Genomic DNA, 20,534 nt, shown 5'->3' on the forward strand with positions numbered 1-20,534 from the left:
CCGGGGTCCCGAGGTCCGCATCCCGGGGTCTGCGACGACGGCGCTAGCCGAGCGCTAGCCGCAATACCGTTCAGTTAAGCTTGCAAGGGTGTAGTTTGGATGTATGCCTCGTGCTGGGTGGGTGAAGCCTGAGTCGGATCGTCGGTTGTCGGATGTGGTGTCGGTGGGGGTGTTGACGCGGACTTTTCCGCCGGGTCTGGTGGATGAGGTGGTTGCGGAGGCGGGTCGGACCGAGGTGCGTTCGCGGGCGTTGCCCGCGCGGGTGATGGCGTACTTCTCGATCGGGATGGCGCTGTATGCCGAGGGCTCGTATGAGGATGTGTTGTCCCAGCTCACCGATGGTTTGTCGTGGGCGTCGGGGTGGCGGGAGACGTATCGTCCGCCGAGTAAGTCGGCGATCTTTCAGGCCCGGACCCGGTTGGGATCGGCGCCGGTGAAGGCGTTGTTCGAGCGGGTCGCACGGCCGTTGGGCACGGCGACGACGCCGGGGGTGTGGTTGGCGGGACGGCGGCTGGTCGCCGTCGATGGCACGTGCCTGGACGTGGCTGATACCGAGGTCAACGACGAGTACTTCGGCCGGCCGGGGGTGAGCAAGGGCGAACGATCGGCGTTCCCGATGGCGCGGATGGTGGCGCTCGCCGAATGTGGCACGCATGGGATCTTCGCGGCCGCGGTGGGCACCTACTCTCAGTCCGAGGCGGTGCTGATCGACACCCTTCTACCTCGTTTGCAGCCGGGGATGCTGGTCACCGCCGATCGTGGAGTGTTCTCGTATGCATTGTGGCGCAAGGCCATAGCTACCGGCGCAGATCTGTTGTGGCGGGTGCGGACCGACCAGACGGGGCCGAATCCGCGCCATGTCAAGGATTTGCCGGACCGATCCTGGCTCGCCGAGCTGCGGCAGACACATTCAGCCCAGGCGCGGCACGCGGAACCGATGATGGTGCGGGTCATCGACTACACCATTGACGACGGGCGCGATAATCCTGAGCAGTACCGGCTGCTGACCACGCTGCTCGACCCGGACGAGGTCAGTGCGGTCGACCTGGCTGCCGCCTACACCGAGCGATGGGAGATCGAGATCGCCTTCGACGAACTCAAAACCCACCAACGCGGACCACGCACCGTGCTGCGGTCGAAATCACCCGATCTGGTACTGCAAGAGATCTGGGGGCACCTGTGCTGTCACTACGCGATCCGGTCGCTCATGGTCGAGGCCGCCGACCACGCCGGCCACGACCCTGACCGAGTCAGTTTCGTTGCAGCACTGCGGATTACCCGGCAGTCACCCTTAAATGAACGGCATTGGCGCTAGCCGGAGTTCCGCAAGGCGGTCGCCAGGCCGTTCATGGTCAGCTGAATGCCGCGACGCACGCGGGGTTCGTCGTCGCCGGCGCGGAATCGTCGCAGCAACTCCACCTGCAGCAGGTTCAGCGGCTCCAGGTACGGGAAGCGGTTGTACACGGAGCGTTTGAGCGCGGCGTTGTCGGAGAGCAGATCGTCGGTGCCGGTGATCCTCGAGTACATCCCGATGGTGCGTTCGTGCTCCTCGACGATCATCCCGAACACGGTGTCCCGCAACGTTTCGTCAGGCACGAGCTGTGCATAGCGATGCGCGAGACCCATGTCGGACTTGGCGAGCACCTGTGCCATGTTGGACATGACCGTGCGGAAGAACGGCCACTCCTCGTAGTAGCGGCGCAGCGTCTCCAGGCGCTGCTCGTCGTCACCGACCCACTGCTCGAACGCGGCGCCGGTGCCGTACCAGCCAGGGAGCATGACGCGCGACTGGGTCCACGACAGCACCCACGGGATCGCTCGCAGATCCGAGATCTTCTCGGTCTGCTTGCGTGATGCCGGTCGGCTGCCGATGTTGAGCGCACCGATCTCCGACAGCGGCGTCGAGGTGGTGAAGTACTCGACGAACCCGGGCGTCTCGTGGACCAGAGCGCTGTAGGCGGCGCGTGCGAGCGCCGCGATCTCGTCCATGATCCGGTAGGCGTCCTCGGAGTCGTCACCGAGACCCTCCACGTCGAGCAGCGACGACTCGATGGTGGCGGCCAGCAACGTCTCCAGATTGCGTTCGGCCAGTACGGGTTCGGCGTACTTCGCGGCGATGATCTCGCCCTGCTCGGTGATCCGTAGCGAACCCTGTACGGCACCGGGCGGCTGGGCGAGGATGGCGTCGTAACTGGGTCCGCCACCGCGGCCGACGGTCCCGCCGCGTCCGTGGAACAGCCGCAGTCGTATGCCTGCCTTCGTCGCGGCCTCGACGAGATCGAGCTCACCGCGATAGAGCGCCCAGTTGGCGGCCATGTAGCCGCCGTCCTTGTTGGAGTCCGAATATCCGAGCATGACCTCCTGCATGCCGGACTGCCCGTCGACGAGATCGCGGTAGAGCGGGATGTCCAGCGCGGCGAGCAACGTCTCGGCGCCCTGCTGCAGGTCCTCGATCGTCTCGAACAGGGGCACGATCCGCACCGTGGACGTCAGCCTGCCGGTGTCGCCGTCGATGTCGATCAGACCGGCTTCCTTCAACAGGATCATCGGTTCGAGCATGTCGCTGACCGAGGTACACATGCTGATCACGTAGTTCGGCACCGCCTGCGGCCCGAAGGTGTCGACCGCGCGTGCGGCGGCACGGACGATGTTCAGCTCCTTCGTCGCGAGTTCGCTGAGTGTCGCGTCCGGGCGGGTCAGCGGGCGCCGCGCACCCAGTTCGGCCGTGAGTATCTCGACCCGCTCCGACTCATCGAGGGACGCATAGTCCGGATGGACACCGGCCCAGGCGAGCAACTCCGCGATCACTTCCTCGTGCATGTCGGAGTTCTGCCGCATGTCGAGCCCGGACAGATTGAACCCGAAGGTCCGCACACTCTCCCGCAGACGCAGCAGCCGATCGTCGGCGATGGTGTCGTCGCGGTTGTCCCGCAATGCGGTGTCGATGATGTCGAGGTCGCCGAGCAGCTCGCCGGCCGCCGCGTACGGTGTCCGGCCGTCGACGAGGAACAGGTCGTTCGACGACAGGAAGTCGGCGTCGAACATGCGGTTGGCGGTCGCGGCGAGTCGGGATCGGATGTGGCGCAGTGCCGCCCGGAACGGTTCGTCGGCGGCCGGGTCGTCGGCGGTGACGTCGGCCAATTCCAGCAGGGCGTCCGAGGTGTCGATCAGCCGCGAGGACATGCTCAATTCCTCGGCCAGGTTCTCGAGTTCGGCCAGGTGATGACCGACCGCCGTCTCGGCGGCGAGCGTCGTCGCCATCGCGACGATCTCGTCGGTCACATACGGATTGCCGTCACGGTCGCCGCCGATCCATGAACCCATCCGCAGCATCGGGTCGTCGGCGAGTCCGGCCTCCGGATACGCGGCGCGCAGGGCCGCCCGCACCGCGGTGTTGATCCGCGGGACCACCTCGAAGAACGAGGCATCGTAATACCTCAGGCCCGACCGGATCTCGTCCTGGATGGTCAGGCGCTCCAGGCGGATAAGCGCGGTCTGCCACAGGGTGAGGATCTGACGCCGGATACCCTCGGTGACCTCGGCATCCTCGTCGGGAGTCAGCTCGGTCCGGCCGCGGAACCGCATCAGCTCGGTGATGCGGTTCTGCGCCTCGAAGATCGTCCGGCGGCGTGTCTCGGTCGGATGGGCGGTGATGACCGGGACCACCGCCGCATCCGCCAGCGCGTCACCCACCTCGGCATCCGACAGCCCGGCGGCTGCGAGCTTGGCGTACGTCGCCGCGAGACTGCTGTCCTGCGGCGGATCCCCGGCGCGTACATGGATCGCTCGGCGACGCTCACGATGGATGTCCTCTGCGAGGTTCGCCAGCAGACCGAAGTTGGTGAATGCCCGGATGACCGGCAGCGCGACACCGATCTCGAGGTCGGCGAAGAGATCGGCGAGGTCATCGCGGTCGATCTCGGAGCGACGGATCCGGAACGCAGCGACGCGCGCGTTCTCCACGAGGTCGAACACCTCGGCCCCCGAATGCTCCCGCACGACGTCACCGAGGATGCCGCCGAGGAGCCGGATGTCCTCGCGCAAGGGTTCGGTCAGTGCACGACCCTCGTCGTCGACGGTGATGTGATCGACGATGGAGATCGACGGTCGCCAGTCAGCGGCACCGACGGACGGGGCCGGGATCGAATCGCTCATGGGTCCAGTATCCCGGCATACCCGGGCTGTAGCATCTCGGGGCCGTCGACCGTGATTGTCGTACGCGCCCGCCGATCCAGGCGCAACTGCACCGCCCGAGCGCTCGATCCGGCCCGATGTGTCAGCACTGCCGGACGGCGTCCGCGACGCACCCTGCGTGGGTCACCGGCAGCCCATGATGCCCCGAGAGGTCGGCGAGTGGCTCAGGAGAGCTTGATGTCGATCCCGATGCCGATGATGAAGATGAACCAGATCAGTCCGACGAAGATAGTGAGCCGGTCGAGGTTGCGCTCGACGACGCTCGAGCCGGACAGGCTCGACTGGACACCGCCACCGAACAGGGAGGACAGACCTCCGCCCTTGCCGCGGTGCAGCAACACCAGCACCACCATCAACACACTGGTGATGACCAATCCGATGTCGAGTGCGAGCTTCACGTGTAGTCAGTCCTGTTCGTCGGTGCATGCAACTGTGGCAGGTCATGCCGCTACGGGGCGTCTGGACGACTACCGCCTCGGGCACAACCTGCCACAGTCTACGCGTTCTTCGACCAGGCTCAGGGAGCCGGGTGAATCGTCACGGGAGGGGGCCGCCGGCCGCGATGGCCGACAGGCTCGCGAACTCGTCGGACTTCAGTGAGGCCCCACCCACGAGCGCGCCGTCGACGTCAGTCTGTCCGACGATGTCGCCGACGTTCTTGGCGTTCACCGATCCGCCGTACAGAACACGTACCGACGCCGCGGTCGCCGCGTCGGCAATCTCCCCGATCGCGCCGCGGACCGCCGAACACACCTCCTGGGCGTCAGCAGCGCTCGCCACCCGGCCGGTGCCGATGGCCCACACCGGTTCGTACGCGATGACGACCTTGCCGATCTCCTCAGCCGACAGACCTGCGAGGGAGCCCTTCAGCTGGGTGACGTTGTGATCGACGTGTTCCCCGGCCTCGCGGATGTCGAGTCCCTCGCCGATGCACACGATCGGTGTCAGACCGTGCTTCAGTGCCGCCTTGGTCTTGGCGAGCACGACCTCGTCGGTCTCACCGTGCATGGTGCGGCGCTCCGAATGTCCGACGACCACGTAGGTGCATCCCAGCTTGGCCAGGAACGCACCGCTGATCTCCCCGGTGTACGCGCCCGAGTCGTGGGCCGACACGTCCTGCGCACCGTAGGTGAGCAGTAGCTTGTCGCCGTCGACGACGGTCTGCACGCTCCGGATGTCGGTGAACGGCGGGATGACCGTGACATCGACCTTGTCGAAGTACTTCGCCGGCAACGCGAACGCGATCTTCTGGACGAGCGCGATCGCCTCCAGATGATTCAGGTTCATCTTCCAGTTGCCCGCGATCAGCGGTTTGCGCGCCATCAGCTCTCCAGCACTTTCAGTCCGGGCAATTCCTTGCCCTCGAGATACTCCAGCGACGCGCCGCCGCCGGTCGAGATGTGCGAGAAATCGGAATCCGGAATTCCCAGAGTACGCACCGCGGCGGCCGAATCGCCGCCGCCGACCACCGTGAAGGCACCGCCCTTGGTGGTGGCCGCGATGGCCTCGGCGACCCCACGGGTGCCCGCGGAGAACTTCTCGAACTCGAAGACACCCGACGGGCCGTTCCAGAAGATGGTCTCTGCGCCAGAGAGCACCGCGGCGAACCGCTTGACCGACTCCGGACCGATGTCCAGACCCATCCAGCCGTCCGGGATCTCGTCGACCGGAACGGTCTTCGCCTCGGCGTCCGCGGCGAACGCATCGGCCACGACGACGTCGACCGGCAGCCGGATCACGTCCCCGAATTGCTCGAGCAGGTTCTTGCACACGTCGATCTGGCCTTCCTGCAGTAACGACGTCCCCACCGAATGCCCTTGTGCAGCAAGGAAGGTGAACGCCATACCGCCACCGATCACCAGGGTGTCGACCTTCGGTGCCAGCGCCTCGATCACGCCGAGCTTGTCCGACACCTTGGAGCCGCCGAGCACCACCGCGTAGGGCCGCGACACCTCGTGGGTGAGTTTGGACAACACGTCCACCTCGGCCTCGACCAGGGTGCCGGCGAAGTGCGGCAGCAGCTTGGCGACGTCGTACACCGACGCCTGCTTGCGGTGCACCACACCGAAGCCGTCGGAGACGAAGGCCCCGTCCTCCCCCACGAGTTCGACGAGCGCCGCGGCGAGCGACTCGCGCTCGGCGTCGTCCTTGGAGGTCTCGCGGGGGTCGAAGCGAACGTTCTCCAGCAGGAGCACGTCGCCATCGGTGAGGCCCTCCGCCCGAGCGAGGGCGTCGCTCCCGACGACATCCCCGGCGAGTTGGACGTTGCGACCGAGTTCCTCGCCCAGTCGCGCCGCCACCGGCGCCAGTGAGAACTTCGGATCCGGTTCGCCCTTCGGACGTCCGAGGTGCGCGGTGATGATCACCTTCGCGCCCGCCTCGATCAGGGCCGACAGGGTCGGTACGGAGGCCAGGATGCGGCCCGGGTCGGTGATCGTCGATCCGTCGAGCGGAACGTTGAAATCCGACCGGACCAGCACTCCCCGCCCCGAAACTCCTTCGGCGAGAAGGTCTTTCAGTGTGGGTACGCCCATGATGGCGTTGCTCCTAGCGGTTCGGGGATTCGATCAGAGCGACTTGCCGACGAGGCCGGTCAGGTCGACGAGACGGTTGGAGTAACCCCACTCGTTGTCGTACCAGGAGACGGCCTTGACCTGGTTGCCGATGACCTTCGTCAGCCCGGCGTCGAACAGCGACGAATGCGGGTCGGTGACGATGTCACTGGAGACGATCGGGGCGTCGTAGTACTTGAGGATGCCCTTGAGTGGACCGTCGGCGGCGGCCTTCATCGCGGCGTTGATCTCGTCTGCGGTGGCGGTCTTGTCGAGGATCGCGGTCAGGTCGGTGACCGAGCCCGTCGGGATCGGCACGCGCAGTGCGTAACCGTCGAGCTTGCCCTTCAGCTCCGGGAGCACGAGGCCGATGGCCTTGGCCGCACCGGTGGAGGTCGGGACCACGTTGATGGCGGCGGCGCGGGCGCGACGCAGATCCTTGTGTGGGCCGTCCTGTAGGTTCTGGTCCTGGGTGTAGGCGTGCACGGTGGTCATGAGACCCGAGACGATGCCGAACTCGTCATTGAGGACCTTCGCGAACGGGCCGAGGCAGTTGGTGGTGCACGAAGCGTTGGAGATGATGTTCTGGCTGCCGTCGTACTTGTCGTCGTTGACGCCCATCACGATCGTGATGTCCTCGTCGGACGCGGGCGCGGAGATGATCACCTTCTTGGCGCCGGCGTCGAGGTGGCCCTGGGCCTTGGCGCGGGCGGTGAAGATGCCGGTCGACTCGACGACCACGTCGACGCCGAGGTCTCCCCACGGCAGTGCGGCCGGACCCTCCTTGACCTCGAGGGCCTTGATCCGCTGGTCGCCGACGACGATGTAGTCGCCGTCGAGGCTGACGTCCTGCGGCAGTCGGCCGAGGATCGAGTCGAACTTGAGCAGGTGCGCGAGAGTCGCATTGTCGGTCAGGTCATTGACGGCGACGATCTCGATGTCGGTGGTTCCCAAAGCCTTTTGTGCTTCGATGGCGCGGAAGAAGTTGCGGCCGATCCGGCCGAATCCGTTAACGCCTACGCGAACAGTCACTGTTGTGCTCCTTAGCGGTATTCATCATCAAGGCCTGCGGCCGCCGAACGTGGCACGTCCACGGTCGTGGACGAGCCCACGGCCCACTTCAGCCTAGTAGGAGGACCCCGGAAGGGCATCCAAAGGGTGCGTTTCCGGTCTGCGCTGCACGCGCAGGTCTCACGCCTCGTCGAGTAGGTCGGAGGTGACCGCCGATTCCGTGTCCGGGATGCCGTCGGTCCGGGCCTTCTTGTCCGCCATCGACAGGAGCCGACGGATACGACCCGCGACGGCGTCCTTGGTCATCGGCGGATCGGCGAGTTGGCCGAGTTCCTCGAGCGATGCCTGGCGATGGGTGATCCGGAGTTGCCCCGCGGCCACGAGGTGATCGGGCACCTCGTCGCCGAGGATGTCCAGCGCGCGCTCCACCCGTGCTGCTGCGGCGACGGCAGCACGCGCGGACCGACGCAGGTTGGCGTCGTCGAAGTTGGCCAGCCGGTTGGCGGTCGCCCGCACCTCGCGACGCATCCGCCGTTCCTCCCAGACGAGCCGGGTGTCATGGGCTCCCATCCTCGTCAGCAGCGCGCCGATGGCCTCGCCGTCGCGGATGACGACGCGGTCGGCGCCGCGGACCTCGCGCGCCTTCGCCGAGACCCCGAGGCGACGGGCAGCACCGACGAGCGCGAGCGCCGCCTCCGGTCCGGGGCAACTGACCTCGAGGGCCGACGAGCGGCCGGGCTCGGTGAGTGACCCGTGCGCGAGAAACGCACCGCGCCAAGCGGCTTCCGCATCGGCAACGCTGCCGCCGACGACCTGTGCGGGCAGACCGCGCACGGGTCGGCCGCGGAGGTCGAGAAGTCCGGTCTGCCGGGCGAGACCCTCGCCGTCCTTGGTGACCCGGACGATGTAGCGCGCACCCTTGCGGATGCCACCGCTGCGCAGGACGTGGACGTCCGAGCCGTAGCCGTACAGATCGAAGATCTCGCGACGCAACCGACGCGCGACGTTCCCCATGTCCACCTCGGCCTCGACGACCACACGGCCTGCCACGATGTGCAGTCCGCCGGCGAACCGCAGCAGGGCCGACACCTCGGCCTTGCGGCAACTCACCTGGGTCACGGTCAGCCGCGAGAGCTCATCCTTCACCGCCGCGGTCATCGCCACCGGTCCCTGTCCTCCTGTCACGGTCCTCCTGTCCTGGGTCGCGCCATGGCTCACCAGGAGCGGGTCCCCATGTCTCCGCGTCACCACCGATCACGATCCGGCCCATCTCGACCAGACCGGTCGCCACGAGCCGCAGGCGCAGCACGATCCTCGACCGTGCTCATGTGTTGCCGCGTCATTCCCATGTCGTCGTCATCGTGTTACCCGTGGTGCTCACGACTCACCGGAGATTCTTGCGCTCGGACAGCGTATCCACTCAATTCACCTTCGCACAGTTCGTTCACCAGGGTGGCGACTTTCTGCGGGTCATGGACGTGCCGCCCGGGAACCGCGAGGTCGCCCACATGCAGTTGTGCGCCGAAGAGCGCAGCCGCCCGGATCAGGTGATCCCGCTCACGCCCGGCCGGTACGGACGCCGCGTCGACGACGATGTCATCCACCCGGAGGACATCGGCGTGCGCGTGCAGGACGTGGAGATGGCGCTCCACCGAGAACCCGGTCGTCTCACCGGGCTCGGGAGCCAGGTTGACGAACAGCATCTTGCGGGCGTCCGTCTCGCGCAACGCATTCAGTTGGGCGGGCACCAGGACGTGCGGGATGACGCTGGAGAACCACGAGCCCGGGCCCAGGACCACCAGGTCCGCCGAGCCGATCGCCTCGATCGCCTCCACACATGCCGGCGGATCCGTCGGGAGCAGACGCACCCGACGGACCTTTCCGGGTGTCGTCGCCACGGCCACCTGACCGCGGATGCACCGACTGATCCGGGGATCGCTCTCGAGGCCGGACACGTCCGCCTCGATCTCCAGGGGCGTCGTCGACATCGGCAGAACGCGTCCGTCGATGTCGAACACGTCGATCAGCTCGTCGAGTGCCGCCACCGGGCTCCCCGTCACCTCGGTGAGGCCGGCGAGGAGCAGGTTGCCGATGGGGTGGCCCGCCAGGGCACCGCGACCACCGAAGCGATGCTGGAACGTGTCGGTCCACAGCTCGTGCCGTGAGTCGTCGAGGCGTCCCTGCGTCCGCTCCGCCCGCTCCTCGAGTGCGGTCGGCGCGGACATCAACGCGGACAACGCCATCCGCAGATCTCCAGGAGGGATGACGCCGAGTTCCGCGCGGAGACGACCCGACGACCCGCCGTCGTCGGCGACGGTGACCACCGCGGTGATGTCCGGGCTCAGGTACCGCATCGCGGTGAGCGTCGCGTACAGGCCGTGACCGCCACCGAGCGCGACGATGCGTGCCGGCCGCTCGCCCGGCACCCCGTCGCCGGCCGCTGCCCCCGCGGTCACTCGCGCCCCAGGTCTCGGTGGATGACCCGCACATCGAATCGGGGGGTGCCGTCGGACGAGGTCTGTGTGCGCAGCCGGCGTCCGATCTCCTCGGAGATCGCGACGCTGCGATGTTTCCCGCCGGTGCAGCCGATGCTGATCGTCATGTACCGCTTACCTTCCCGGAGATATCCCGTCGACACCAGGTCGACGAGATCGAGATACAGCTCGACGAGGCGCGTCGCCCCGTCCTGCCCGAGAACGTAGTCGCGGACGGGGGCGTCGCGACCGTTCTGCTCGCGCAACTCGGGCACCCAGTGGGGATTCGGCAGGAAGCGGACGTCGGCCACCAGATCGGAGTCGATCGGCAGTCCGTATTTGAACCCGAACGACTGCACGGCGACACTCAGCCGGTTGTCCGTCTCGTGCGGATAGACGCCCTCGACGACCTCCCGGAGTTTCGCGGCGGTCAGCGCGGACGTCTCGACGACGAGGTCGGCCGCACTCTTGATCGGTGCGAGGATCGCCCGTTCCCGTGCGATCCCGTCGACGAGGGTCTCGCCGCCCTGCAACGGATGTCGTCGGCGGACCTGCTCGAAGCGCCGGACCAGGATGTGGTCGCTGGCATCGAGGAACAGCACCTTGGTCCGCGCGCCGGAAGCCTCCAATGCCTTGCGGACGTCGTCGAGCTGGCGTCCGATGGTCTCGTCGGATGCGCGGATCACCATGGCCAGCCGCGAGATCTCGGGGTCGCTCTCCCGGACGAGGTCGGTCATCGTCGAGATGAGTGTCGGCGGGACGTTGTCGGCGACGTACCAGCCGTCGTCCTCCAGGACGTTGGCCGCCGTCGACCTGCCCGCCCCGGACATCCCCGCGACGAACAACACGGTCAGCGGCGACCGCCCGTCGGGTGGGGCGTCGCCGGGCATCGCATCGGGACTATCGATCACCGGTTGTCTCCTCCACTCGATCGGAGGATTCCACCTCGGCGGGCGATCCCGCAACCGCGGGTTCCGGGGCGGAATCCTCGGCCAGGGCCGCGCGGACCGCGCGCGCCGTCGCCATTCCGATGCCCGGGACACCGGAGATGTCCTCGATGGTGGCCTCGCGCAACCGGGCGACCGAACCGAAGTGGGTGACCAGCGCTGTGCGCCGGGTGCGGCCGAGGCCCGGTACGCCGTCGAGCACCGACTCCGTCATCCGCTTGCTGCGTTTGCTGCGGTGGAAGGTGATCGCGAAGCGGTGGGCCTCGTCGCGGATGCGCTGCAGCAGGAAGAGGGCCTCGCTGGTGCGTGGCAGGATGACCGGCTCGTCGTCGCCCGGCACCCACACCTCCTCCAGACGCTTGGCCAGACCGATGACGGCGACGTCGGTGACACCGAGTTCGTCGAGCACCGACGCCGCGGCGTGTACCTGCGGCGCCCCGCCGTCGACGACGAAGAGGTTTGGCGGATAAGCGAACTTACGCGGCCTCCCCGAGTCCGGATCGACCGGCGGGCGGTCGGTGGCCTCCTGGTCCTGACGGTGGCGGAGGAATCGGCGGCGGGTCACCTCACCGATGGACGCCACGTCGTCGGACCGGCCCTCGCCCGCGGCCTCACGAATCGCATAGTGGCGGTAGTCGGATTTGCGTGGCAGGCCGTCCTCGAACACCACCAGCGACGCCACGACATCGGTTCCCTGGACATGCGAGATGTCGATGCACTCGATGCGCAGGGGCGCGGCATCCAGACCGAGCGTCTCGTGCAACTCGGTGAGCGCTGCCGACCGCGTCGTCAGATCGCCCGCGCGACGTAACTTGTGCTGCGCCAACGACTCGGAGGCGTTGCGCGCCACAGTGTCGAAGAGAGCCTTCTTGTCCCCGCGCTGGGGCACCCGCACCGCGACACGGCTGCCCCGGAGGTCGGAGAGCCAGTGCTGCAGTTCCTCGTGATCGTCGGGCAGTTCCGGCACGAGCACCTCGCGCGGGATCGACTCCCCCCGGACCCGACCGTCGTCGACCTGCACCGAGGAGTCCAGATCGACCTGGGCGCCGTAGAACTGGGTGACGAACTGGGCCACCTGGTCCCCCATCGATCCGTCGTCCGAGCGCTCGACGACCCAGCCGCGTTGACCGCGCACACGCCCGTCACGCACATGGAACACCTGGACGGACACCTCGAGGTCGTCGCCGACCATCGCCACCACATCGGCGTCGGTGCCGTCGCCGAGGACCACCGCCTGTTTTTCCATCGCGCGCCGCATGGCGCCCACGTCGTCGCGCAGGCGGGCCGCCCGCTCGAAATCGAGATCATCTGCCGCCGAAACCATTTCCCGTTCGAGTTTGCGGATCATCTGGTCGGTCCGGCCGGCCAGGAAGTCGCAGAAATCCTCGACGATCTCACGGTGTTCGTCGGCGGACACACGTCCGACGCACGGTGCCGAACATTTGTCGATGTAGCCGAGCAGACACGGCCGGTCGATCTGGCGGTGTCGTTTGAACACCCCGGTCGAGCAGGTCCGTGCGGGAAAGACCCGCGTGAGCAGGTCGACCGTCTCGCGAATGGCCCAGGCGTGAGCGTATGGGCCGAAGTAGCGGACGCCGCGTCGTCGGGGGCCGCGATAGACGAACAACCGCGGGTACTCCTCGTTGAGGGTCACCGCCAGGACCGGGTAGGTCTTGTCGTCGCGGTAGCGGACGTTGAACCGTGGATCGAATTCCTTGATCCAGTTGTACTCGAGTTGCAGGGCCTCGACCTCGGTCCCGACCACCGTCCACTCCACCGCGGCCGCGGTCGTCACCATCTGCCGGGTCCGCGGGTGCAACGATGCGATGTCGGCGAAGTACGACGTCAGCCGCGACCGGAGGTTCTTGGCCTTGCCGACGTAGATGACCCGGCTGTGCGCATCGCGGAACTTGTAGACCCCTGGATCGGTGGGGATCGTGCCCGCGGCGGGACGATAGGTAGTCGGGTCTGCCACGGATCCCAGGCTAGTCGAGGCCCCGGACAGCGGCGGTCACCGCCGGTAGCGCTCCTCGAGTTCGCGGAACGCGGTCATCGCCGCGACGGCGCGATCGGAGTCCCATGCCTGCACCGCGAGGACGGGGACGTGCTCGTCGGCCGGCAGCAGCAGGCGCGCCGAGAAACCCTTGTCGGGGTAGGTCATGCCCTGGACCCGGTCCCACTCGAACACCCGCTCGCCGACCAGGTTCCGCACACCCACGCCGGTCGGCCCGACCCGCAACCGGGCGCGCGTGAGCAGCAACACGGCGCCGGTGATGATGACGCCGATCAGGCCGATCGCCAACTGGTCCGACAGACCGATGTTGCGGGCACCGGTGTCCGAGATCGTCAGCAGCGCGCCGAACGTCACATGGATCGCCAGCACCACGATCGCGGCCACCACCGCCACCCGCGGCATACGACGGGGCCGGTAGACCAGATCCCACTCCACGGCGGTGTCGACGCTCACCGCAGTTCGCCCCGCGCGAGCGCACGCAGGGTGAGCGCCGACGCGAGCGCGGCCGTCGTCGCCTGCGCTCCCTTGTCCTCCTTCGAGTCCGGCAACCCGGCACGGGCGAGTGCCTGTTCCTCGGTGAGAGTGGTGAGCACCCCGTTGCCGACCGGTGTGGACTCGTCGAGTGAGACCCGGGTGAGCCCGGCCGTGACGGCATCGCAGACATACTCGAAATGCGGTGTCTCCCCTTTGATCACCACCCCGAGCGCCACCACGGCGTCATGATTGCGAGCGAGCGCCTGCACGATGACGGGCAACTCGATCGCGCCGGCGACGTGCACGACCGTCGGATCGGTGACGCCGTTCGCCTGGGCCGCGCGGACGGCGCCGTCGAGCAACGCGGTGCAGATCGTGGTGTGCCACTGCGACGAGACGATCGCGAGGCGCAGCCCGCCGGCGTCCTGGAGATCGAGGGCCGGTTCGCCGTGTCCGCTCATGCCGGGCCGGCCTCCGGATCGCTCTCGGCCCAGTCGTCCAGGCCGATGAGGTCGTGTCCCATCCGGTCGCGCTTGGTCCGCAGGTAACGCAGGTTCTCGGCGTTGGCCCGGATGGGCATCGGGACACGGTCGACGATCTGGAGCCCATACCCGTCGAGCCCGACGCGCTTGGCCGGATTGTTGGTGAGCAACCGCATCGAGCTCACGCCCAGGTCGACGAGGATCTGCGCCCCGATTCCATAGTCACGCGAATCCGCCGGCAGTCCGAGTTGCAGGTTGGCGTCGACGGTGTCGGAGCCCGAATCCTGGAGCTGGTAGGCCTGCAGCTTGTGCAGCAGCCCGATCCCGCGGCCCTCGTGCCCGCGCATGTAGAGCACGACCCCGCGTCCCTCGGCGGCCACCATCTCCATCGCGGCGTCCAGCTGCGGTCCGCAGTCGCATCGCAGTGACCCGAAGACGTCTCCGGTGAGACACTCCGAGTGCACCCGGACCAGCACGTCGTGGCCCGCACCGTCGGGGCCGCTGAGATCACCCTTGACGAGCGCGACGTGCTCGACGTCGTCGTAGATGCTCGAGTAGCCGACGGCCCGGAAATCGCCGTGCCGCGTCGGGATCCGCGCCTCGGCGACGCGGACGACGTGCTTCTCGTGCCGTCGACGCCAGGCGATGAGGTCGGCGATCGAGATCAGCGCGAGGTCGTGATCGTCGGCGAACACCCGCAGCTCGTCGGTCTGGGCCATCGAGCCCTCGTCCTTCTGACTGACGATCTCGCAGATCACCCCGGCAGGCGCCAGACCGGCCAGCCGGGACAGATCCACCGCGGCCTCGGTGTGGCCGGGGCGCCGCAGCACGCCACCCTCCTTCGCACGCAACGGCACCACGTGGCCGGGCCGCGTGAAATCGACGGCGCTGCTCTGCGGGTCGGCGAGCAGGCGCATCGTGGTGGCGCGGTCCGCGGCACTGATCCCGGTGCCGATGCCCTCGCGGGCGTCGACCGTGACGGTGTAGGCCGTCCCGTGCTTGTCCTGGTTCATCGAGTACATGGGCGGCAGACCGAGCCGATCGCAGTCCTCACCCGCCAGCGGCACACACAGATAGCCCGAGGTGTAGCGGACCATGAACGCCACGAGCTCAGGGGTCGCCTTCTCGGCCGCGAAGATGAGGTCGCCCTCGTTCTCGCGGTCCTCGTCGTCGACCACCACGACCGCCTTGCCGGCCGCGATGTCGGCGATTGCGCGCTCGACCGAGTCGAAGCGCACGTCCTCTCGCACCGTGGGTTCCGCCGGTCCGGTCATCTCGCCACCGCCTGTCATCGTCGTCGTCACCGCCATCGTCCTCACTTCACTTCCGACGTGCCCTGCACGCCATCGTCATCTGCGCCCGCCACCCTCGCACCCTCCCGATCCCGCAGAACGGGATGGAGGCGTTCGACATACTTGGCGATCACGTCGACCTCGAGATTCACCGGGTTGCCCACGATTGTGGATCCGAGGTTGGTCTCCTGCAGTGTCGTCGGGATCAGCGAGATCTCGAACCACGTGCCGTCCGCGTCGTCGCCGAGTGCTGCGACCGTGAGGGAGACGCCGTCGACGGTGATCGAGCCCTTCTCGACGATGTACCTGGCGAGATCCGCGGGTACCGCGATCCGTACGACCGTCCAGTGCTCAGAGTGTGTGATCGACACGACCCGACCGACGCCGTCCACATGACCCTGCACGATGTGTCCGCCGAACCGCCCGCCCGCGGCCATTGCGCGTTCGAGGTTCACGGCGCTGCCCGCGGTGAGGTCGGCGAGAGAGCTTCGTCGGAGGGTCTCGGCCATCACGTCGACGGTGAACTCGTCGGGGCCCTGCTCCACGACGGTCAAACACACGCCGTTGACGGCGATCGAGTCGCCGAATCTCGCATCACTGGTGACCAGGGGGCCACGGACGGTCAGACGGGCCGCATCGGACAGATCGTCCCGGCGGACGATCGTGCCGAGCTCCTCGACGATCCCGGTGAACACGGTGCGCTCTCCTCACCACTGGCTCGGTGCATGCAGCGATGTGAGGGACATGGGCGCCCGTCGGTGGTGCCCGGTTCTCTCACATCCGGACTATGACCGTCGGCTCCGGATTCACACCGGATCTGCTGTCCCTGCCGGGAGGCAGGCGCTCGCGGGCTCGACGCTCTCACAGGTCGTGAGAACACCATCACCGCCGGTGGGGAATTACACCCCGCCCCGAGAACTCTGCCATCGAAATTAGCACGCCCGCACACGTCGCGGCATCGGGTGCCGTCCTCAGCGATGAGAGTTGGGTCACTGGCCGCACCTGGCGGGCCGGTCAGCGGGACAGACGCAGCAACACGTCGTCGCCGAGCGTTTCGACCGCGGTGAGCGAGAACCGACGGGCATCGGTCAGCGTGTGCACCCCGCCGATGTCGACAGAGGACGCCCCTGCACCGAGCACCACCGGCGCCACGTAGGCCTCGACCTCGTCGACGAGACCGGCGTCCAGGAACGCGCCGACGATCCCCGGGCCCCCCTCCACCAGCACCCACAGGGCATCGCCGAGGGCGTCGAGGACCTGTGTCGGGTCGTGCGTGCGAACATGCCGCAGCGGGGCGGAATCGTCGGTGACCCGTGCGCCGGAGGGGATGTCGCGCAGACCCATCACCACGCGGGTCGGCTGGTGCGGACGTAACGTGCCGTCGTCGTACCGGGCCGTGAGCGCGGGGTCGTCGCGGATCACCGTCCCGGTCCCGACGACGATCGCGTCGAGTGCGCCGCGTTGTCGGTGGGCGCGTCGCCGCGCGGGGACACCGGTGATCCACTGACTCGTCCCGTCCGGCGCCGCGATCCGCCCGTCGACTGTCGCGGCGAGTTTCGCGGTGACGAACGGTCGACCGTGTCGTTGCCGGAACAGCCAGGCCCGCAGCGGGCCGGCCTCGGCGGCCGCCGACTCGACTCCCCCGACGACGACCACCCCGGCGTCGCGCAACGTCTGCGCGCCCCCGGCCGCGGCGGGGTTCGGATCGTCCGACGCGTAGTGCACTTCCGCGATGCCGGCGTCGATCAGGGCCGTGCTGCACGGGCCGGTGCGACCGGTGTGGTCGCAGGGCTCGAGCGTCACCACGGCTGTCGCGCCGCGGGTCGCGGGTCCGGCATCGATGATCGCGATCACCTCGGCGTGCGGACCCCCGGGCGGCTGGGTGTGGCCGCGACCCACGATCGTGCCGTCGGCGGCCAGGATGATTGCACCGACCGGCGGATTCGGTGAACTGATCCCCTGGGCGTGCCGGGACTCGTCGATCGCCAGGTGCATCGCCCGCACGATGTCTGGCGCCCGGTCGTCGGACACGATCTCAGCCGGCGGTCGCGCGTGCCGCCGCGGCCTGATCACGCAGGGCCGCGACGGCCGCACCCGGGTCCTCGGCGCCGTACACCGCCGAGCCGGCCACGAAGCAATCGATACCCGCCTCGGCCGCCTCCTCGATCGTGTCGGCGTTGATGCCGCCGTCGATCTCGACCAGCAGCCGCAGATCATCGTTGTCGATCACCGTCCGGATGGCTCGTGCCTTCGCCAGCACCTCCGGCATGAACTTCTGACCACCGAACCCGGGTTCGACACTCATGATCAGCAGGGTGTCGAAGTCACGCAGGATCTCGAGGTACGGATCAAGAGGGGTACCCGGCTTGATGCTGAGTCCGGCCTTGGACCCGGCCGCCCTGATGTCGCGCGCAACGGCGGTCGGATCGTCGGTGGCCTCGGCATGGAACGTGACGTTGTAGGCCCCGGCCTCGGCGTAGGGCGGAGCCCAACGACCCGGATCCTCGATCATGAGGTGACAGTCGATCGGGATGTCGGTGGCCTTGAGCAGGCTCTCCACGACCGGCAGGCCGAGTGTCAGGTTGGGCACGAAGTGCGCGTCCATGACGTCCACGTGCAGCCAGTCGGCGCGGTCGACCCCGGGGCCCGCGACGGCCCGCGCCTCTGCGGCGAGGTTGGCGAAGTCCGCGGCGAGGATGGACGGGGCGATCATCGGGGCACCGGGGGCATGCATGACCACAGATTGTAGGGCCCGCGGCAGGCCACTCAGCGCCGCAGGGCCGCCAGGAACATCGCATCGGTGCCGTGCACATGCGGCCAGAGCTGGACGTGCGGACCGTCGCCGACATCGTCTGCGGGGACGAGACCTCGCGCGTCGATCTGCTCGCAGTCCGGATGTGCGGCCAGCACCTCGGCGACGACGCCGGTGGTCTCGGCCGGATGCGGCGAGCACGTCGAGTAGATGACCACGCCGCCCGGCCGGACCAGTCGCAGTGCCTCCGTGAGTAATTCGCGTTGCAGGACGACGAGGTCGGCCACGTCGCCGGCATCACGCCGCCACCGCGCCTCGGGCCGACGCCGCAGGGAACCCAGTCCGCTGCAGGGAGCATCGAGCAGGATGCGGTCGTAGCCGGGTTCCAGACCAGCCGATCGAGCGTCGGCGACGAGCACGTCGACGGGCAGATCCCGCACGACCTTCCGGATGAGCTCGGCCCGGTGATCGGAGACCTCGACGGCGTCGAGGTGTGCGCCGTCGATGTCGGCGATCGCCGCGACCAGCGCGGCCTTGCCCCCCGGTCCGGCACACATGTCCAGCCACCGGCCGCCGTCGTCACCCACATCGGCGACGGTCAGCGCGCGGCCGACCAACTGGCTGCCCTCGTCCTGGACGCCGGCATACCCGTCGCGGATCGCGGCGAGGTCGCCCGGATCCCCGCCCGGCAGGTAGACGCAATAGGGCGAATAGCGGCCGACGTCACCGCCACACGACAGCGCGAGTTCCTCGGCGGTGATCAGTCCCGGGCGTGCCACGAGATGGACCGGGGGTCGCTCGTCGTCGGCGGCGAGCGCGGCCTGCAGCGCGCCGGCGGATCCACCGAGGGCATCGGCGAACACCTCGGCGATCCATCGCGGATGTGCGTAGCGGAACGCCAGGTTGCCGATCAGGTCCTCGGCCATCGGCGGCGCGAGTTCGTCGATCCACAGGTCTTCGTCGCGCTGGGAGACCTTGCGCAGCACCGCGTTCACGAATCCTGCCGGTCCCATGCCCATCTCGGAACGGATGAGATCGACCGAGGTGGAGACCGCGGCGTGCGCGCCGATGCGGGTGCGCAGCAATTGATAGGTACCGAGTCGCAGGACGTCGAGGACGGCGCCGTCGATCTCGTCGATGGGCCGCTGGGCCGCCGCCGAGATCACCGCGTCCAGCAATCCCTGTGCTCGCGCGGTACCGTAGGCCAGCTCGGTCGCCAATGCGGCGTCGCGTCCGGTGATTCCCCGGTCCCGCAACATCTTCGGCAGCACCAGGTTCGCGTAGGCGTCGCGTTCACGCACGGCGCGCAGCGTGTCCCGCGCGGCGGCGCGAGCGGCGTCGACGGCCTTGTCGCGGGTCTTCGACGAACGTTTCACCTGAGCACCGTCCCGTCGGTCAGGCGGGCTCCGCGCGCCCAGTCGGCGGCCGGCATCGCCTTCTTGCCGGGTGGCTGCACCCACGACAATCGGACCGGGCGGGTGGCGGTGACCACGTCGACCGACTTCTTCGCGACCGTGAGGGAGCCCGGTGCCCGGACATCCGCCGACCCGGCACCGGCCGGCGGGTCGTCGCCGGCGAGCGGCGTGACCGGACCGACCTTGATGCGGGCCCCGTCCAACGTCGTCCACGCTCCGGGCGCCGGGGTGTGCGCCCGGACCCGGCGATCGACGATGTGGGCGGGCAGATCCCACCGGATTCGGGCCTCATCGACGTCGATCTTCGGTGCGTGACTGACACCGTGTGTGGTCTGGGCGACTGGTGTCAGATCTCCCGACTCGAGTCCGTCGAGGGTCGACACCAGCAGGTGCGCGCCTGTGTCGGACAGCCTGGCCAGCAGGTCACCGCTGGTGTCACCCGGGCCGATGGTCTCGGTGATCACGCCATAGACCGGCCCGGTGTCGAGTCCCTCCTCCAGCCGGAACGTACTGGCGCCGGTGATCTCGTCACCGGCGGCGATAGCGTGCTGCACCGGGGCGGCGCCTCGCCAGGCCGGTAGCACCGAGAAGTGCAGATTGATCCAGCCATGGGTGGGCAGGTCCAGCAGACCCGGCGGGACGAGCCCGCCGTAGGCGACCACCGCGCCACAGTCCGCGCGCCACGACCGCAACCGGTCGAGAACACCGGGATCGGAGAGTCGGCGCGGGGTGATGACCTCGATCTCGTGTTCGTCGGCGAGGGCCGCGACCGGCGAGCGGACCAGCGACCGCCCACGTCCCGCTGCGACGTCCGGACGGGAGATGACCCCGACGACGTCGTGCTGTGGAGACGACAGCAACAGCTGCAGCGACGGCACCGCGACCTCCGGGGTTCCGGCGAATACGACCCTCATGCGACCCTTTCGT

Annotated in this window: 18 protein-coding genes and 1 riboswitch; of the genes, 1 reads left to right on the top strand and 17 read right to left on the bottom strand. The window is 68.2% G+C overall.

The genetic code is table 11. The features are described from left to right. Nucleotides 1–103: 103 nt before the first annotated feature. A complete protein-coding gene (locus tag QSJ19_RS18245; RefSeq protein ID WP_286322395.1) occupies nucleotides 104–1,315 on the top strand; it encodes an IS4 family transposase in 1,212 nt (403 codons plus the stop codon). On the opposite strand, the gene ppc is transcribed toward QSJ19_RS18245, so the two are convergent. The 17 genes from ppc to fmt all read right to left on the bottom strand — a co-directional run bounded on the left by ppc (nucleotide 1,312) and on the right by fmt (nucleotide 20,521). Further along, on the bottom strand, nucleotides 1,312–4,155 hold the full coding sequence (gene ppc / locus QSJ19_RS18250) for a phosphoenolpyruvate carboxylase (protein WP_286322396.1): 2,844 nt from the start codon (nucleotides 4,153–4,155) through the stop codon (nucleotides 1,312–1,314). The genes QSJ19_RS18245 and ppc overlap by 4 nt on opposite strands. Nucleotides 4,156–4,358: 203 nt before the next feature. After that, the gene (gene secG / locus QSJ19_RS18255) at nucleotides 4,359–4,592 is read right to left on the bottom strand and encodes a preprotein translocase subunit SecG (RefSeq protein WP_187582325.1); all 234 of its coding nucleotides are present in this window, start codon (nucleotides 4,590–4,592) and stop codon (nucleotides 4,359–4,361) included. A 139-nt stretch (nucleotides 4,593–4,731) separates the two neighbouring features. After that, a complete protein-coding gene (gene tpiA, locus QSJ19_RS18260) occupies nucleotides 4,732–5,520 on the bottom strand; it encodes a triose-phosphate isomerase (RefSeq protein WP_286322474.1) in 789 nt (262 codons plus the stop codon). Continuing rightward, on the bottom strand, nucleotides 5,517–6,728 hold the full coding sequence (locus QSJ19_RS18265; RefSeq protein WP_286322397.1) for a phosphoglycerate kinase: 1,212 nt from the start codon (nucleotides 6,726–6,728) through the stop codon (nucleotides 5,517–5,519). The genes tpiA and QSJ19_RS18265 overlap by 4 nt, the downstream gene beginning before the upstream one ends. Before the next feature lie 33 nt (nucleotides 6,729–6,761). Then, complete coding sequence (gap, locus tag QSJ19_RS18270) at nucleotides 6,762–7,778, bottom strand: type I glyceraldehyde-3-phosphate dehydrogenase (protein WP_286322398.1); 1,017 nt, start codon at nucleotides 7,776–7,778, stop codon at nucleotides 6,762–6,764. 159 nt (nucleotides 7,779–7,937) lie between these two features. Beyond that, entirely contained in the window at nucleotides 7,938–8,915 is a 978-nt protein-coding gene (whiA, locus tag QSJ19_RS18275; protein ID WP_286322475.1) for a DNA-binding protein WhiA, read from the bottom strand. 206 nt (nucleotides 8,916–9,121) lie between these two features. Next, nucleotides 9,122–10,111, bottom strand: coding sequence for a gluconeogenesis factor YvcK family protein (locus QSJ19_RS18280; protein WP_502876241.1), 990 nt, complete (start codon nucleotides 10,109–10,111; stop codon nucleotides 9,122–9,124). A 98-nt stretch (nucleotides 10,112–10,209) separates the two neighbouring features. Continuing rightward, nucleotides 10,210–11,121 (bottom strand): RNase adapter RapZ, encoded by a 912-nt coding sequence (gene rapZ, locus QSJ19_RS18285; protein WP_286322476.1) that lies wholly within the window; start codon nucleotides 11,119–11,121, stop codon nucleotides 10,210–10,212. A gap of 10 nt (nucleotides 11,122–11,131) precedes the next feature. Beyond that, a complete protein-coding gene (uvrC, locus tag QSJ19_RS18290) occupies nucleotides 11,132–13,153 on the bottom strand; it encodes an excinuclease ABC subunit UvrC (RefSeq protein ID WP_286322400.1) in 2,022 nt (673 codons plus the stop codon). Nucleotides 13,154–13,189: 36 nt separating this feature from the next. Then, complete coding sequence (locus QSJ19_RS18295; protein WP_286322477.1) at nucleotides 13,190–13,594, bottom strand: PH domain-containing protein; 405 nt, start codon at nucleotides 13,592–13,594, stop codon at nucleotides 13,190–13,192. A gap of 47 nt (nucleotides 13,595–13,641) precedes the next feature. Continuing rightward, on the bottom strand, nucleotides 13,642–14,127 hold the full coding sequence (gene ribH, locus QSJ19_RS18300; protein WP_286322401.1) for a 6,7-dimethyl-8-ribityllumazine synthase: 486 nt from the start codon (nucleotides 14,125–14,127) through the stop codon (nucleotides 13,642–13,644). After that, nucleotides 14,124–15,422: a bifunctional 3,4-dihydroxy-2-butanone-4-phosphate synthase/GTP cyclohydrolase II gene (locus QSJ19_RS18305; protein ID WP_286322478.1), complete on the bottom strand. Its 1,299-nt coding sequence runs from the start codon at nucleotides 15,420–15,422 to the stop codon at nucleotides 14,124–14,126. The genes ribH and QSJ19_RS18305 overlap by 4 nt, the downstream gene beginning before the upstream one ends. Nucleotides 15,423–15,463: 41 nt before the next feature. After that, nucleotides 15,464–16,135, bottom strand: coding sequence for a riboflavin synthase (locus tag QSJ19_RS18310; protein ID WP_286322402.1), 672 nt, complete (start codon nucleotides 16,133–16,135; stop codon nucleotides 15,464–15,466). A 69-nt stretch (nucleotides 16,136–16,204) separates the two neighbouring features. Next, nucleotides 16,205–16,363, bottom strand: a riboswitch (FMN riboswitch). A gap of 91 nt (nucleotides 16,364–16,454) precedes the next feature. Then, complete coding sequence (gene ribD, locus QSJ19_RS18315; RefSeq protein ID WP_286322479.1) at nucleotides 16,455–17,435, bottom strand: bifunctional diaminohydroxyphosphoribosylaminopyrimidine deaminase/5-amino-6-(5-phosphoribosylamino)uracil reductase RibD; 981 nt, start codon at nucleotides 17,433–17,435, stop codon at nucleotides 16,455–16,457. Between the two features lie 40 nt (nucleotides 17,436–17,475). Continuing rightward, nucleotides 17,476–18,153 (bottom strand): ribulose-phosphate 3-epimerase, encoded by a 678-nt coding sequence (gene rpe, locus QSJ19_RS18320; RefSeq protein WP_286322480.1) that lies wholly within the window; start codon nucleotides 18,151–18,153, stop codon nucleotides 17,476–17,478. A gap of 53 nt (nucleotides 18,154–18,206) precedes the next feature. Next, on the bottom strand, nucleotides 18,207–19,568 hold the full coding sequence (locus tag QSJ19_RS18325; protein WP_286322403.1) for an RsmB/NOP family class I SAM-dependent RNA methyltransferase: 1,362 nt from the start codon (nucleotides 19,566–19,568) through the stop codon (nucleotides 18,207–18,209). Next, on the bottom strand, nucleotides 19,565–20,521 hold the full coding sequence (gene fmt, locus QSJ19_RS18330) for a methionyl-tRNA formyltransferase (RefSeq protein WP_286322404.1): 957 nt from the start codon (nucleotides 20,519–20,521) through the stop codon (nucleotides 19,565–19,567). The genes QSJ19_RS18325 and fmt overlap by 4 nt, the downstream gene beginning before the upstream one ends. Nucleotides 20,522–20,534: the final 13 nt, after the last annotated feature.

The organism is Gordonia sp. ABSL11-1, assembly GCF_030315685.1.
Lineage (GTDB): Bacteria > Actinomycetota > Actinomycetes > Mycobacteriales > Mycobacteriaceae > Gordonia.

Coding starts and splice junctions, on each gene's coding strand:
- QSJ19_RS18245 (WP_286322395.1), top strand. CDS start 104: ATGCCTCGTGCTGGGTGGGTGAAGCCTGAGTCGGATCGTCGGTTGTCG.
- ppc (WP_286322396.1), bottom strand. CDS start 4,155: ATGAGCGATTCGATCCCGGCCCCGTCCGTCGGTGCCGCTGACTGGCGA.
- QSJ19_RS18265 (WP_286322397.1), bottom strand. CDS start 6,728: ATGGGCGTACCCACACTGAAAGACCTTCTCGCCGAAGGAGTTTCGGGG.
- whiA (WP_286322475.1), bottom strand. CDS start 8,915: ATGACCGCGGCGGTGAAGGATGAGCTCTCGCGGCTGACCGTGACCCAG.
- QSJ19_RS18280 (WP_502876241.1), bottom strand. CDS start 10,111: ATGCGGTACCTGAGCCCGGACATCACCGCGGTGGTCACCGTCGCCGAC.
- rapZ (WP_286322476.1), bottom strand. CDS start 11,121: ATGCCCGGCGACGCCCCACCCGACGGGCGGTCGCCGCTGACCGTGTTG.
- QSJ19_RS18295 (WP_286322477.1), bottom strand. CDS start 13,594: ATGCCGCGGGTGGCGGTGGTGGCCGCGATCGTGGTGCTGGCGATCCAT.
- ribH (WP_286322401.1), bottom strand. CDS start 14,127: ATGAGCGGACACGGCGAACCGGCCCTCGATCTCCAGGACGCCGGCGGG.
- QSJ19_RS18305 (WP_286322478.1), bottom strand. CDS start 15,422: ATGACCGGACCGGCGGAACCCACGGTGCGAGAGGACGTGCGCTTCGAC.
- ribD (WP_286322479.1), bottom strand. CDS start 17,435: ATGCACCTGGCGATCGACGAGTCCCGGCACGCCCAGGGGATCAGTTCA.
- rpe (WP_286322480.1), bottom strand. CDS start 18,153: ATGATCGCCCCGTCCATCCTCGCCGCGGACTTCGCCAACCTCGCCGCA.
- fmt (WP_286322404.1), bottom strand. CDS start 20,521: ATGAGGGTCGTATTCGCCGGAACCCCGGAGGTCGCGGTGCCGTCGCTG.